Raw genomic sequence first — 14,887 nt, 5'->3', positions numbered from 1 at the left:
CGCTTTTCCAGGGGCGCGCAAGGACGCGCGCGCAGAAGACGGGCGGCAGGGGCCGTCCGCCAACCGGACGAAGCGTTCGGGCCATGGCAGGATCGTCAGACGCCGTTTTTGACGCGGCGTCTCGCCGTCTTGCCCATGGTGGAGCGCTTGTCCCATTCATGAAAGACGAGACAACATGTTCGAGATTCATCGCGAGGAAATCGACTGGTGCGGGCGCAAGCTCGTACTCGAGACCGGCCGCATCGCGCGCCAGGCCGACGGCGCGGTCTTCGCTTCCTATGGCGAGACGACGGTGCTCGCCACCGTCGTGTCCGCCAAGGCGCCCAAGCCCGGTCAGGACTTCTTCCCCCTCACCGTGAATTACCAGGAAAAGGCCTTCGCCGCCGGCCGCATTCCGGGCGGCTTTTTCAAGCGCGAGGGCCGGCCTTCGGAGCGCGAGACCCTGATCTCGCGCCTGATCGACCGTCCGATCCGCCCGCTGTTCCCGGACGGCTATACCAATGACACCCAGGTCATCATCACCGTGCTCAGCCATGACATGGAGAACGACCCGGACATTCTCGCCATGGTCGCCACTTCCGCCGCGCTGACGCTTTCCGGCGTGCCCTTCATGGGCCCGATCGGCGGCGCCCGGGTCGGCTATATCAATGGCGAGATCAAGGTGAATCCGACGATCGACGAGGCCAAGACGTCGGACCTCGATCTCGTTGTCGCCGGCACCGCCGACGCCGTGCTGATGGTGGAATCGGAAGCCAAGGAACTGTCGGAAGAGACCATGCTCGCGGCGGTCATGGCCGGCCACGCCGGGTTCCAGCCGGTGATCGACGCCATCATCCGTCTGGCCGAGCGCGCCGCCAAGGAGCCGCGCGACCTCAGCTTGCCCGACAAGTCCGAGGTCGAGAAGGCGGTCGCCGAGATCGCCGAGACCGAGCTGCGCGCCGCCTACAAGATCACCGCCAAGCAGGAACGCTATGCGGCGGTGGACGCGGTGAAGGCCAAGGTCAACGCCGCATTGCTGCCCGAGGGCGGCGAAGCCAGGTTCGACAAGCAGCTCGTCGCCGACGTGTTCCACGAACTTCAGGCCAAGGTCGTGCGCTGGAACATTCTCGACGACGGCGTCCGCATCGACGGCCGCGACTTGAAAACCGTGCGCCCGATCGTCGCCCAGGTCGGCGTGCTGCCGCGCACCCACGGCTCGGCCATTTTCACCCGCGGCGAAACCCAGGCTCTGGTCGTGGCGACGCTCGGCACCGGCGAGGACGAGCAGTTTATCGATTCGCTGGAAGGGACCTACAAGGAAAACTTCCTGCTGCATTATAACTTCCCGCCCTATTCGGTGGGCGAGACCGGCCGCATGGGTTCGCCGGGCCGCCGCGAGATCGGCCATGGCAAGCTCGCCTGGCGCGCCATTCATCCGATGCTGCCGACCGCGGCCGAATTCCCCTATACGATCCGCGTCGTCTCCGAGATCACCGAGTCCAACGGCTCGTCCTCGATGGCGACGGTCTGCGGCTCGTCGCTCGCACTGATGGACGCCGGCGTGCCGTTGAAGCGCCCGACCGCCGGCATCGCCATGGGCCTGATCCTCGAAGGCGAGCGTTTCGCGGTCCTGTCCGACATTCTTGGCGACGAGGACCATCTCGGCGACATGGATTTCAAGGTCGCCGGCACCGAACACGGCGTCACCTCTTTGCAGATGGACATCAAGATCGCCGGCATCACCGAGGAGATCATGAAGGTCGCCCTCGGCCAGGCCAAGGACGGCCGTCTGCACATCCTGCATGAAATGGCCAAGGCGCTCACCAGCGCCCGCGCCGAGCTCGGCGAATTCGCGCCGCGCATCGAGACCATGAAGATCCCGACCGACAAGATCCGCGAAGTGATCGGCTCCGGTGGCAAGGTGATCCGCGAGATCGTCGAAAAGACCGGCGCCAAGATCAATATCGAGGACGACGGCACGGTGAAGATCGCCTCCAGCGACGGCAATTCGATCAAGGCCGCCATCGCCTGGATCAAGTCGATCGCCTCGGACCCGGAAATCGGCCAGATCTACGAAGGCACGGTGGTCAAGACCACCGATTTCGGCGCCTTCGTCAATTTCTTCGGCGCCCGCGACGGCCTGGTGCACATTTCGCAGCTCTCCAGCCAGCGCGTCGCCAAGACCACCGACGTGGTCAAGGAAGGCGACAAGGTCAAGGTGAAGCTGCTCGGTTTCGACGATCGCGGCAAGGTCCGCCTGTCGATGCGCGTGGTGGACCAGGAGACCGGCGAAGACCTCGAAGCCAAGGCCAAGGCCGAAGCCGCCAAGGCGGAAAAGGCGGAGGCCGAGGAGCAGCAGGCCTGAGGCCTCGCAAAGCGGATATCCGAAGCGGCCGGCGACGAACCGGCCGCTTTTTTTCGTTCAATCGCTGCGCGGCATGACCTGAAAAGCGTGAAAAGGCGTGCCCTTGATATCGAGCGGGCGCAGCCAGCCGGGAACATGGCCCCGGGTCAATTCGGCGCCGAGCCCGTCCGGCGCCATTTCGCGCAAGGCGGCCTCGTCCGACGGCTTCGCCCAGCACAGCAGCACATATTTCGCCCCGGCCTTGCGCGCCAGGCTTTCGGCCAGGGCAGGGGGGCTGCGCAATATATCGAGCGCCAGGCGATTGCCGTGGTTGTCGCGATGATAGGGCGCGGCCAGCACGCTCAGGCTGGTCTGGGCGAGGAGATAGGAGCCAGGCGAAATCTGGGAGACCGCCAGTCCCGGCCCCAATGCGGCCAAAGGCTCGTAACTCGCCGATTCGAGACAGGGATCGGGCCGCCGCCAGGCCTTGGCCGCGGAATTCTCGATCGCCGCGCTGATAGGAAAAGGCGGTTCGGCGAGGGCGACGCCGAAGGAGGAAAGGCCGAATAGCGCGAGCAAGGCGGTCAGCGGCGCCGCCGTCCGTCCCAGAGCGCTCGTCATGCGCGCGGCGATGAAATCGCGCAGGGCGCCGACCGGCGCGAGCAGACCGAGACCGGCCAGCGGCATGGTGGTCGAAAGCACCCGGACATGCAGCGAGCCAATGGCGACGCCAATGGCGATCAGGGCCGAGAGGAAGAGCCAGCGCGCCCGCGCCATGCCGGACGCGCGCCACATCCCGAACAGGGCGCCGAGAAAGCCGATCAGGATCGTCGCGGCCATCAGCACGGCGGCGGTCGGGTCGATGCGATAGTCCTCGACGATCGATATGACCTCGGCGTTGTGATCGAGCCAATAGCGCCGAACGATCGGATCGAGGCCGGCGAAGGGATCGGCGAGGCAGGCCGGCGACATCAAGGCCAGGGGCGCGATGGTGATGGCGGCGGCTAAGGCGGCCGCGGCGAGACGCGCCGCGGGCGAAGAAATCCGCGCGCCAAAAATCGCCAGCAGGGCATAGATGGCGCAGCCCGTCAGAGCCGAGACGAGATGGGCCATGGAGAGCGCGTCGCAGGCCTCGACGCCCCAGCGCGCCGGGCCAACCGTGAGCAGGAAAAAAAACGTCAGCGCGCCGCCAAGGCCCAGGGCGAAGCCCAAAAGCGCATCGCGCGCCTCGGCGCCGCGCAGAACATAAAGGATCGCCGGCGCCGCCGCGACCAGAGCGAAAAAGGCCAGATTTTCAAAGCCGATCGCCAGACAAAGGGCCATTATGGCGCCCGAAAGCGCCGCCGCTTTTCGGGCGCGGGCGGGATCGAAGGCCTCGGCCATAGCGGCCATCGAAAAAATCAGCGCCGTGATCTGCGGCGCATGGTGGTCGATGCGGCCGGGCGGGAACTGCCAGAACATCACGCCGCAGAACAGCATGGAGGCGACGCCGAACAGGCGCATCGACCGCCCGGCGAAAATCCGCGCCGCATAGGCGCCGGCGCCGAACAATGCGAGCAGGACAAAAGCGGGAAAGGCGATGCGCGCCGCGCGCTCGGCCATCACGCCATTGAGAAAAAGCTGGAAGAATTCGATCAGCAGGACCAGGGGCGCATCGACCACCCGCGACCAGTGCGAAAACACGCCGGCGGGCGGGTCGAGCCGCCAGGCGGTCATGTCGTACCAGCCCTGGCCTGCCATGAGATCGCGCACCTGAACCATGCGCATGGCGTCGTCGGTGTCGAAAAACGCGCCCGTCGTCCAGACCGCGCGCAGCCGCTCCGCCTCGAGGCCGAAATAGACGGCGAGCGCCAGCAGCATGGCGAGTGCAAGCGTCGCGGTCGCGGCACCGGCCGGAACAGCGCCGGAAGAGCCCGGCCTGCGGGACAATCAGGCCACCCTGCGCGGGGCGAGGCGCTCACTGACCAACGCTTCCTCGGCGCCGGAAATTCCCGCCTCGCAATATTCGGCGTCCTCGTTGACCCTCCAGACGTCGTGCGCAATTTCTCCGGCGATGATGTTCAGCGCGGTCAGGAGGCCGGTCATCATCGCGTGGTCCTGGTTGTTGTATTTATGCATGCCGTTGCGGCCGACGAGATGCAGGTTGGGGAAGCGCAGGCTCAGTTCGGCGCGGATCGTCTCGAGATTGGCAGCATAGGTCTCGTCATAGACCGGATAGGCCTTGGCCTGGCGCACGACCGAGGCGTCGGCGACGTCTTCGGGGTCCATCAGGCCGATCCGGCCGATCTCGCGCTTGGCGAGCTCGATCAGTTCGGCGTCTGAAGCGGTCCACAGGCCGTCGCCCTCGAAGCAGAAATATTCGAGCCCGAGGCAGGTGGAGACGCCGTCGGGGATCATTTCCGGCGACCAGGAGCGGAAATTCTGGACGCGGCCGACCTTGACCGCGGGATCGTGGATATAGACCCAATTGTCCGGCAACTCCCGGCGCGACTTGCCGATCAGGACAACGGTGAGGAAATCGCGATAGCGCAGCTGGCGGGCGTGGAGCAGGCTTATCGGCGTCGGCGACAGATTGGACATTAATTCGCGGATCGGGGCCGAGGACACCACATGGCGCGCGCGAAAAGTTTCGCATTGGCCATCGGCGGTCCAGGCCTCGACCGTCCAGATTTTGTTCGCTTCGTCGAAATCGAGCTTTTCCACCGCGCGGCCCATCAGGATCTCGCCGCCGTTGCTCTTGATTTTCGCGGCGGCGGCCTCCCACATCATGCCGGGGCCTTTTCGCGGGTATTGGAAGCTTTCGATCAGGGTCCTGGCGCTGTTTGCTCCATTGTTCCCGCTCTTGTTGAGGCCGAGCGAGCGGCGCAACCCGTCGAAGATCGCCGCGCCAAGACTCAGGCCCTTGATGCGCTGGGCAGCCCAGTCTGACGAAATTTCGTTACAGCTCATGCCCCAGACCTTTTCCGTATAGGTCTTGAAGAAGATCGAGAACAGCCGCTCGCCGAACTGGTTGCGCACCCAATGGTGGAATGTGGCCGGATTGCGGAACGGAAAAGCGCGGGCGAAGCCGAACGAGGCCATGCAGCGCGCGCTTTCCCACAAGCCCAGATTGCGCAGGGCCTCGAAGCCGCGCAAAGGGTAGGCGTAGAATTTGTTTTGGTAGAAGATGCGCGACAGGCGCGGGCGCTCGATGAAGTCGTCGGGCAGGATTTCACGCCACAGGTCGACGATGGTCTTCGACTTCGAGAAAAAGCGATGGCCGCCGATGTCGAAGAGGAAATTCTTGTAATTGACCGTGCGGCTGATGCCGCCGACATAGATCGGATCCTTTTCGAGGACGATGACTTCCCGTCCTTCCTGCGAAAGCTTGTAGGCGGTCGTTAATCCTGCCGGCCCGGCGCCGATAACCAAAGTTTCGATGAAACGAACCATGCGACAACTCCTGCCGTTTGGCTTGTTCTGCCACGGCAGGCGTTAACCGCTGCTTAGTGCTGGCCTCCTTTTATGAAAGGCCGCGCGTCGGGCCGTCTCCTCACGTCCGCGTTGGGCCGCAACGGGAGATGATCCCGGGAAGGATCAGGAAAGGCCTTGGTCCAAATCGGCCTTCAAACTGCCGGGCTGGGGCATGGAGACGATGTTATAGCCCGCGTCCACGAAATGAATTTCGCCGGTGACGCCCGCCGCAAGGTCGGAGAGGAGATAGAGCGCCGAGCCGCCGACGTCCTCGATGGTCACGGTGCGCCGCAGGGGCGCGTGGGCCTTCTGGAAATTGAACATGAAGCGGGCGTCGGCGATGCCGGCGCCGGCGAGCGTCCGGATCGGGCCGGCGGAAATGGCGTTGACCCTTATGTTCTGCGCGCCGAGATCGGCGGCGAGATAGCGCACGCTGGCCTCGAGCGCCGCCTTGGCCACGCCCATCACATTGTAATTGGGCATGACCCGGGTCGAGCCGCCATAGGTCAGGGTCAGCAAAGCCCCGCCGTTCGGCATGAGTTTTTGCGCGCGCTGGGCGATTTCCGTGAAGGAAAAGGCGGAGATCACCATGGTGCGTGAGAAATTTTCGCGCGTGGTGGCGTCCACATAGCGGCCCTTCAGCTCGTTCCTGTCCGAAAAGCCGATGGCGTGGACGACGAAATCGAGGCTTTGCCACTGCTGTTCGATCGCGGCGAAAACCGCGTCGACGCTCGCAAGATCCTCGACGTCGCAGGGCAGGGTAAGACTGGAGCCGAGGCTCTCCGCCAAAGGCTTGACCCTCTTGCCGAGCGATTCGCCCTGAAAGGTGAAGGCGAGTTCGGCGCCTTCCGCCGCCAACGCCTGCGCGATGCCCCAGGCGATCGAATGATTGTTGGCGACGCCCATGATGAGGCCGCGTTTGCCGGCCATAAGACCCTTGGCGGAGATAGTCATGCGCAATCTTTCGGTCAGGCGTCGATATGTTTGAAGATCAGCGTCGCATTGGTCCCGCCAAAGCCAAACGAATTGGACAGGACCACGCCGAGCTGCTGGTTGTCCCTGCGCTGGCGCAGGATATTCATATCGGCGAAAGCCGGGTCGAGATTAACGATATTGGCGCTTTCGCAAATAAAACTATTCTGCTGCATCAACAGGCAATAAATCGCCTCCTGCACCCCCGCGGCGCCGAGCGAATGGCCGGTGAGCGATTTGGTCGCCGAGATCGGCGGGCATTTGTCGGCCCCGAAGACGGCGCGGATCGCCTCGATTTCCTTGAGGTCGCCGACCGGAGTCGAGGTCGCGTGCGGATTGATGTAATCGATCGGAAGCTTGCAGGTCTCCAGCGCCATGCGCATGCAGCGCTCGGCGCCTTCGCCGGAAGGCGCGACCATGTCGTGGCCGTCCGAGGTCAGGCCATAGCCGGCGAGTTCGGCGTAAATTCTGGCACCGCGCGCTTTCGCCCGCTCGTATTCCTCCAGAACGACCACCCCCGCGCCGCCGGCGATCACGAAACCGTCGCGGTCGGCGTCATAGGCGCGCGAGGCCGTCGCCGGCGTGTCGTTATAGGACGAGGACATCGCGCCCATGGCGTCGAACAGCACCGAGAGCGTCCAGTCCAGCTCCTCGCAGCCGCCGGCGAACATCACGTCCTGCTTGCCGTATTGGATCATTTCGGCGGCGTTGCCGATGCAATGCGACGATGTGGCGCAGGCCGAGGAGATCGAATAATTGACGCCCTTGATCTTGAACCAGGTGGCGAGCGTCGCCGAAGCGGTCGAGGACATCGCCTTGGGCACGGCGAAGGGGCCAACGCGCTTCGGGCCCTTTTCGCGGGTGATGTCGGCCGATTCGACGATGGTTCGCGTCGAAGGGCCGCCCGATCCCATGATGATCCCGGTGCGCGGGTTCGAGACGTCGGCAGGCTCCAGTCCCGCATCGGCGATGGCCTGATCCATGGCGACATGGTTCCAGGCGGTGCCCGTGGCGTGGAAGCGCATGGCGCGGCGATCGACGAGCTTTTCCGGGTTGAGCGTCGGAGCGCCGTGGACCTGGCAGCGAAAGCCGAGTTCGGCGTATTTTTCGGCGCGCACGATGCCAGGCCGCGCGGCGCGCAGCGAGGCTGTAACTTCCGCGGCGTCATTGCCGATCGCGGAGACAATGCCGATGCCGGTGACGACGACGCGTCTCATGATGTCCTCCTTGCAGCCGATGTGCTTGAGCGCGGCTCAGGCCGCGGCGGGCTGGAACAGGCCGACGCGCATGTCCTTGACTTCGTAAATCCGCGCGCCGTCGGCCTCAAGCCAGCCGTCGGCGATGCCGAGCACCAGCTTGCCCTTGAACACGCGCTTGAAATCGACGCCATAGACGACCTTTTTGACCGTCGGCAGAACCTGATCGGCGAATTTGACCTCGCCGACGCCGAGCGCCCGGCCGCGCCCCGGAAGACCGAGCCAGCCGAGGAAGAAGCCGGTGAGCTGCCACAGGGCGTCGAGTCCGAGACAGCCCGGCATGACGGGGTCGCCCAGAAAGTGGCAACCGAAGAACCACAGATCCGGCTTGATGTCGAATTCGGCGCGGACATGGCCCTTCCCGTGGGCGCCGCCCTCTTCGCTGATCGCCACGATGCGGTCGAACATCAGCATCGGCGGCAGGGGCAATTGCGCGTTGCCCGGGCCGAAAAGCTCGCCGCGGCCGCACGCCAGCAGATCTTCATAAGCAAATTGAGAGCGTTTCTCGCCCATGTGGGATTTTTCCCCTGTTCGGCCCACGAGAGCCCGGATTGCAGTCATCCGCGACGACGCGCGCCGCGTCGCCGGATTATTGACCGCGCCTTCTAACATAGCGCTTGCCGCGCCGAAAGCCGCGCCGAAAGACTCATTTCCAGCCCCGCACAGCTTCTGGCGGACGAAGCGCGACGCTGTTGCCGGTCCGCGCGCAAAAGTCTATATCTGGAGCAATCGCGCGTCCTCGCGGCCGCGACGAATTTCCGATTCGCCGGGCGGCAGCGCGTTCTCCCATCGGGGCAGACTTCCGTCTTCATGGGGAGAAAAAGGAAATTCCTATGGAGAAGAGGGACAGCGCGTCACGCGCCCGCCGGGCGTCCGAGCGCGGAGCGAAAGGCGGCGGCGCGGTCTATGCGGCGACGGCCGCGGGGGCCGACCTCAGCGGTTGCCCGTTGCACGACCTGCGGCGCAAATTGAGCGAGGCGGGCTTAAGGCCGACGCGCCAGCGCCTGCGTCTCGGCTGGCTGCTGTTCGGCGGCGGCGACCGCCACGTCACCGCGGAGCGCCTCTATGACGAGGCGCGCGCGGCGCGCGCCCCGATCTCGCTCGCGACCGTCTACAACACCTTGAATCAGTTCACGTCCGCGGGCCTGTTGAAGGAAGTGACGGTGGACGGGGCCAAGACCTATTTCGACACCAATCTCGCCGAGCACCAGCATTTCGTGATCGACGACGAAACCCATATGCTCACCGACCTGCCCAAGGAGCTGATCGACTTCACCCGCCTGCCGGAGCCGCCCGAAGGCATGGAGATCGCGCGCGTCGATGTGATGATTCGTCTACGGCGCAAGGCGTCGTGAACCCCGCCGAAACCCGCCCGGCCTGTCGGCGGGGCGGGCCTGACAAAGCTCACACGTCCGAACTATAGTCGTCGCCGCCGGAATAATCGTCGTCGCCCGAATAATCGGCGTTGGAATAGTCCTGATCGCCGTTGTCGGAGGGGTCGAAGGCGGCCTGGGTCTTATCGTTGGGCGGCGTGTCGTAATAATTGTTCACGATCGTCTCGCCGCCGCCAAGTCCTTGCCCGCCAAGTCCTTGCCCGCCAAGTCCTTGGCCGCCGCCGAGCCCCTGACCGCCGCCCAACAGGCCGGCGCCATGGCCGCCGCCGGAGAACAGGCCGCGAATCGAATCAGCCAGAAGCACGCCGCCGGCGACGCCGGCCGCCGCGCCCATCGCATTACGCAGGAAGCCGCCGCCCGCGGAGGGCTGCTGGGGCGCGCCCCAGGGCGAGGGAGCGGGCTGAGGCGGCGGGGCAGGCGGAGGCGCATAGGCCTCCTGCTGCTGCGGCGCAGCCCCCCAGGGATTGGGCTGGGGTTGGGGCTGTGGCGACGGGCGCCCGCCGCCGAACAGGCCGCCCAAAAATCCGCCGCCGCCTTGCGGCGCAGCGGATTGCGCCTGCTGCTGAAGATGGCTGACCTGGGCCTGCAGGTCCTGGAGCTTCTGGTCGGCCGCGCGCAGCGCCTGCTCCTGGACGATGACCGCCTGGGCCAGGAGATAGGGGGCGTAGGGCTGGCCGCGCACGGCGTCGGCGATGAAGTTTTCGGCGTCGCGGTCGCGCGGCGCATTCGCCTGGCTGCGGACGCGATCGAACAGTTCGGAGAGCAACTGGCGTTCTTCGGGCGACATCGCGCAACTCCTTTGGCGCATTCTCTGGCCGTGACCGGCGCATTCCGGATGGCCTGACGCCCGGAATATGGGAGGCGCGCGCGAAGTTGGGAAGTCCGCGGCAGATGAAATTTCCGTCATGTCGGAATTTGGCCGGAGTTTGGTCCAAGGCTGCGCCGCAGCCAGCCGCAAAAAGGACACAGAGCAGGAGAAATTGCGCGACGATCCGCAAAAGGCTTGGCAAAGACTTCTCAATCGTTCTTAAAGAAGGGCACGTCCCGGGGACCTTTCGAATCATGAGGCGCGCGCAAACTATCCCGGCTCTTCGCATCCCGGTTCTTCTCTTGGCCGTGACGCTCGGCGTGACGCCCTTTGCTGCGGCGGCGCAAAGCCCGCTTTCGCCCGAGCCGATGGCGACCCAGCCAGTGGCGCCGGCGGCGGCCCCGCCTGCCGCGGAAGCGCCCGCCGCGCCGAAACCGGCCGCCAAACCGGCCGCGGGCGCCGTCGAATCCTTGCCGCTGCCGCCGCCAGCCGCGACGCCCGCGGCCCAGGCGCCGACTCCCGCCGCGCCGGCGGCTGAAGCGCCCGCCATCCCCGCGGCCGCGCCCATGCCAGCTCCGGCCCCCGCGGCCGCGCCCATGCCGGCTCTGGCCCCCGCGGCTGCGCCTCACACCGCGGCGCCGCGTACGCCGACGACGGCCGAGACCGAGCGCGCCAAGCCGAAGCCCAGGCCGCGCCCCAAGCCGGTCCCGCGCGAAATGGCGCTGTCGGACGATCCGACCCCGGTCCTGCAGCCGGAAACCTTTTATACCACCGCCAAGGCTTCGGAACGTTATGCGGCGATCGCCGACGCCGGCGGCTGGCCGACGGTTCCGGCCGCATTGCGGCCCGGCTCGCGCGGTCCGGCGGTCGAGATTTTGCGCCGGCGCCTTGCGATCGAGGGCGATCTCGTCGGCGCCGAGGCCAATGGAACGCATTGGACCCCGGCGCTCGCCGCCGCCGTCAAGCGCTTCCAGTTCCGCAACGGCCTGAAACAGACCGGCATCGTCGCCGGAATGACCTTGCGCGCGATGAATGTGCCGGCCAATGTCCGCTTCAAACAGCTCGCCTCAAGCGCGCAGCGGCTCGCGGGGCTCAATTTCCCGTTCGGTGACAAATATGTGGTGGTGAATATCCCATCCACCGCCGTGGACGCGGTCGAGAACGGCCACGTTGTCCATCGCTACGCCGCAATCGTCGGCGGCCCGGAACATCAATCGCCTCAGCTCACCGCCAGGATCGTCGCGATCAACCTCAATCCGACCTGGACGGTGCCGGTCTCGATCATCAAGAACGAGATCATCCCGAAAATGCGCAGGCAGCCGAATTATCTGGAGCGCGCCCATATCCGCATTCTCAACTACCAGGGCAAGGAGATCAATCCGCGGTCGATCGACTGGAATTCGGAAAGGGCGACGAATTACATTTTGCGTCAGGACCCCGGCAAGGGCAATGCGCTCGGTCTGATCCGCATCCAGATGCCCAATCCGGACGCGGTCTATATGCATGACACGCCGACGCGGAACCTGTTCGCCAATGATTACCGCTTCCTGTCGCATGGCTGCGTGCGGGTGGAGGGCGTCTATGATCTCGCCGCCTGGCTGCTCCAGGGCGTTCCGGTGACCGGGCCCAGAGTCGCGTCGGCGTCGCCTTCGGCCTCGGCGATTTCGCCCGATCTCGGGGTTTGGACCTCCCGGCTGATCAGGGAGCGGATCGCCACCGGCGTCCGCGAGGACATCAAGCTGCCGAAGCCCGTTCCGGTGGTCTGGGTCTATCTGACCGGCTGGGCCTCGGCCGATGGCGTGGTCCATTTCCGCGACGACGTTTATACCGTCGATACGGTCGGGGGCTAAGACCCCTCAATCCGCTTCGGGATTGGGCTGCGTCTCGGCCTCGGTCGGCGGCTGGGTCAGGTCGAGTGTGACTTTTTTGACGCCATGTTCCGCGGGGTCGTCCTCGATGCGGAAGCCAAGCGCCTGATTCATCGACAGCATGGTCTGGTTCTCGCTCAGGACCTGGCCCTCGATCATTTTCACGCCCTCCGCACGGGCGAATTCGATCATATATTTCATCAGCTTCCAGCCGAGTCCCTGGCCCTTGAGGTCGGAGCGCAGCAATATCGCGTATTCGCCATGTTCATGATCGATGTCGAGCATCAGCCGCACCACGCCGAGCATCAGTCCGGTCTGCTCCTCCACCGCGACGGAGACGAAGGAGCGCGCATAATCGATCTGGATGAGGCGGGCGATGAAGGCGTGGGAGAATTCCTTCACCGGCGCGAAGAAGCGCAGGCGGATGTCTTCCGGCGAGACATGGGTGAAAAAGACCTTGTACATCTCCTCGTCTTCGGGCCGAACCGGGCGCAATTGCACCGCCGTCCCGTTCTTCAACGTGGTGCGGCGCTCCTGCGCCTTGGGATAGGGCGCGATGGCGAAGCGCGGGTTGCAGCCGGCGAGCGTGCGTCCCTCGGCCGGGGCGACCGAGGCGCGGGCGTCAACCACCACCACGCCGTCGGCGTCGGCCAGCACCGGGTTGAACTCCAGTTCGCGGATTTCGGGAATGTCGGCGGAAAGCTGCGACAGCTTGACCAGAATCAACGCGACCGCGTCGATGTCGGCCGCCGGGACATCGCGGTAATCGCGCAATGCGCGAACCACCCGGGTCTGTTCCATGAGGCCGCGCGCGAGCGACAGGTCGAGCGGCGGCAGGGCGAGCGCCTTGTCGTTGACGACCTCGACCGCCTTGCCGCCGCGCCCGAACACGATCACCGGGCCGAAGGTCGGGTCATCGGCGACGCCCATCACCAGTTCGCGGGCGTTGGGGCGGCGCACCATGGGATGGATGGTGACGCCGTCCACCCGGGCGTGCGGGGCCTCGACCGCGACGCGCTCCAGCATTTTCGTGGTCGCCTCGACCACCTGCTCGACCGTGCGCAGGTCGAGCGCGACGCCGCCGAGGTCCGATTTGTGGATGATGTCGCGCGACATGATCTTGACGACGCAGCCGCCATAGCGGCCAAGCACCAGCCGCGCCACTTCCGCCGCCTCCTCCGGCGTGCGGGCGAGGCGCGCGGGGGCGATCGGTATGTCATAGGCTTCGAGCAAAGCGCTGATCTCGACCGGCGCCAGCCAGGCGTTGCCGCGGGCGATCGCCTGCTGGACGACGGCGCGCGCCTTTGACGTATTGGGCGCGAAATCGACGGGCAGCGAGGGCGGCGCCGCCATCAGCGCCTCGCGCGCCTGGCGCCATTTGACCATATACATGAAGCCGGCGACCGCGCCGCCTTCATAGCGCGGAATGCGCGCCTCTTCGAAAATGCGGCTGATCGCGTCATTGGCGCCATACCAGACCGCGAAGACCGGCTTCTGATTGATCGAGGCGCGCCGGTGCTTTTTCACCGCCTCCACCGCCGCCAAAGCGATCTCCTCGGCATTGGAGAGAACGTTCGGCGAATGCATCGCAAGCACCGCGTCATTGGCGCGGTCCTGCAGGACGAGCGACAAAACCTGTCCATAATGCGCGGCGTCGGCGTCGGGGGGGAGTTCGACCGGCGGCGCGCCGCCCCAGGCCTCCGACGCCAGCGGCTTCAAGGCGTCGCGCGTCGTCGGCGAAATGTCGGCGAGCTTGCCGCCGAGATCGAGCAGCCGGTCGATGGCCAGATAGCCCACGCCCCGCCCGTTGGCGACGATGGCGAGACGATCGCCGTTGAAGGGCTTGATCCGCGCCAAGGCCTCGGCGGCCTCAAACAGGGCGCCGATCGAGGGCACGCGGAGCAGGCCGGCGCGGCGGAAGGCGGCGTCATAGACCTCGTCGGCGGTGGCGAGATTTCCCGCATGGGTGCCGGCGCGGCGCGAAGCCTCGTGGCGGCCCGAACGGATCACGATGACCGGCTTGATGCGGGAGGCGGCGCGCGCCGCCGACATGAAGCTTTTCGCGTCCTCGAGATATTCGACGTAAAGCAGGATCGCGCGGGTCATCGGATCGAGGGCGTAGTAATCGAGCAGATCGTCCATATCGACGTCGGCCATGTCGCCGAGCGCCGCCATGCCCGAAAAGCCGACCTGCCGGCGATGGCCCCAGGCGGCGATCGCCTCCATCACCGCCGCCGATTGCGAAATGAGCGCGAGGTCGCCGGCCCGGACCGGTTGCGCCGAAAGACTGGCGTTGAGCTTGACGCGCGGCGCGATGACGCCGTGGCAATTGGGACCGAAGATGCGGATGCCGCTTTTGCGGGAGATGGCGCGCATCTGTGCGAACAGGGAATCGGCGCCCGGCTTGGGGTCGTCGGTCATGACGATGGCCGCCGGAATCCCGAGGTCCGCCGCCTCCTGGACGATTCCGGGGACGTTTTCCCTGGGCGCGACGACGATGACGAGGTCCGGCGGTTCGGGAAGCTCGCGCAATTCCTTGAACGAACGCCGGCCCGCGATCTCCTGGTGACGGGGATTGACGACATGGAGCACGCCATCGAAGCCGGTGGAGACGATATTGTCGAGCACCGCCTGGCCGGTGGAGCCGGCGCGGTCCGACGCGCCGACCAGCGCCAGGGATTTCGGTTGCAGGGCGCGGTCGAGTTGGCGGATGCTCATGACGATTCTCCGTCGCGTTTCGCACGTGCGAACATAGCCGTTTTGCCGGGCCAATTCATCCCGAACGCGCGATTCGCGCGTTACGCCAACCGATA

General features: G+C 65.7%; 10 protein-coding genes. 3 read left to right on the top strand and 7 right to left on the bottom strand.

Annotation, left to right across the window (positions count from 1 at the left end; genetic code table 11):
* Positions 1–175 precede the first annotated feature (175 nt).
* A complete protein-coding gene (gene pnp, locus K2U94_RS18830; RefSeq protein WP_243068682.1) occupies positions 176–2,344 on the top strand; it encodes a polyribonucleotide nucleotidyltransferase in 2,169 nt (722 codons plus the stop codon).
* A gap of 57 nt (positions 2,345–2,401) precedes the next feature.
* Here pnp and K2U94_RS18825 read toward each other — a convergent pair whose 3' ends face one another.
* The 5 genes from K2U94_RS18825 to fabA form a co-directional block, all read right to left on the bottom strand.
* On the bottom strand, positions 2,402–4,252 hold the full coding sequence (locus tag K2U94_RS18825; protein ID WP_243068681.1) for a hypothetical protein: 1,851 nt from the start codon (positions 4,250–4,252) through the stop codon (positions 2,402–2,404).
* Positions 4,253–5,755: an NAD(P)/FAD-dependent oxidoreductase gene (locus tag K2U94_RS18820; protein WP_243068680.1), complete on the bottom strand. Its 1,503-nt coding sequence runs from the start codon at positions 5,753–5,755 to the stop codon at positions 4,253–4,255.
* A 144-nt stretch (positions 5,756–5,899) separates the two neighbouring features.
* Positions 5,900–6,730: an enoyl-ACP reductase FabI gene (fabI, locus tag K2U94_RS18815; RefSeq protein ID WP_243068679.1), complete on the bottom strand. Its 831-nt coding sequence runs from the start codon at positions 6,728–6,730 to the stop codon at positions 5,900–5,902.
* A gap of 14 nt (positions 6,731–6,744) precedes the next feature.
* A complete protein-coding gene (gene fabB, locus K2U94_RS18810; protein WP_243068678.1) occupies positions 6,745–7,965 on the bottom strand; it encodes a beta-ketoacyl-ACP synthase I in 1,221 nt (406 codons plus the stop codon).
* 36 nt (positions 7,966–8,001) lie between these two features.
* Positions 8,002–8,517, bottom strand: a complete 516-nt coding sequence (gene fabA, locus K2U94_RS18805; protein ID WP_243068677.1) for a 3-hydroxyacyl-[acyl-carrier-protein] dehydratase FabA — start codon at positions 8,515–8,517, stop codon at positions 8,002–8,004.
* A gap of 320 nt (positions 8,518–8,837) precedes the next feature.
* Between fabA and irrA the strand changes: the two genes are divergently transcribed.
* Positions 8,838–9,359 (top strand): iron response transcriptional regulator IrrA, encoded by a 522-nt coding sequence (irrA, locus tag K2U94_RS18800; RefSeq protein ID WP_243068676.1) that lies wholly within the window; start codon positions 8,838–8,840, stop codon positions 9,357–9,359.
* Between the two features lie 49 nt (positions 9,360–9,408).
* On the opposite strand, the gene K2U94_RS18795 is transcribed toward irrA, so the two are convergent.
* On the bottom strand, positions 9,409–10,185 hold the full coding sequence (locus K2U94_RS18795) for a DUF2076 domain-containing protein (protein WP_243068675.1): 777 nt from the start codon (positions 10,183–10,185) through the stop codon (positions 9,409–9,411).
* Between the two features lie 275 nt (positions 10,186–10,460).
* Between K2U94_RS18795 and K2U94_RS18790 the strand changes: the two genes are divergently transcribed.
* Positions 10,461–12,056 carry a L,D-transpeptidase family protein gene (locus tag K2U94_RS18790; protein WP_243068674.1) on the top strand — a complete coding sequence of 532 codons (1,596 nt, stop codon included), beginning with the start codon at positions 10,461–10,463 and terminating at the stop codon, positions 12,054–12,056.
* 6 nt (positions 12,057–12,062) lie between these two features.
* Here K2U94_RS18790 and K2U94_RS18785 read toward each other — a convergent pair whose 3' ends face one another.
* Positions 12,063–14,792: a bifunctional acetate--CoA ligase family protein/GNAT family N-acetyltransferase gene (locus K2U94_RS18785; RefSeq protein WP_243068673.1), complete on the bottom strand. Its 2,730-nt coding sequence runs from the start codon at positions 14,790–14,792 to the stop codon at positions 12,063–12,065.
* Positions 14,793–14,887 lie beyond the last annotated feature (95 nt).

This window comes from Candidatus Rhodoblastus alkanivorans (genome assembly GCF_022760755.1).
Taxonomy (GTDB): Bacteria; Pseudomonadota; Alphaproteobacteria; order Rhizobiales; family Beijerinckiaceae; genus Rhodoblastus; species Rhodoblastus alkanivorans.
The sequence above is the reverse complement of the archived record's forward strand: the minus strand, read 5'-3'. Positions and strand labels throughout refer to the sequence as shown.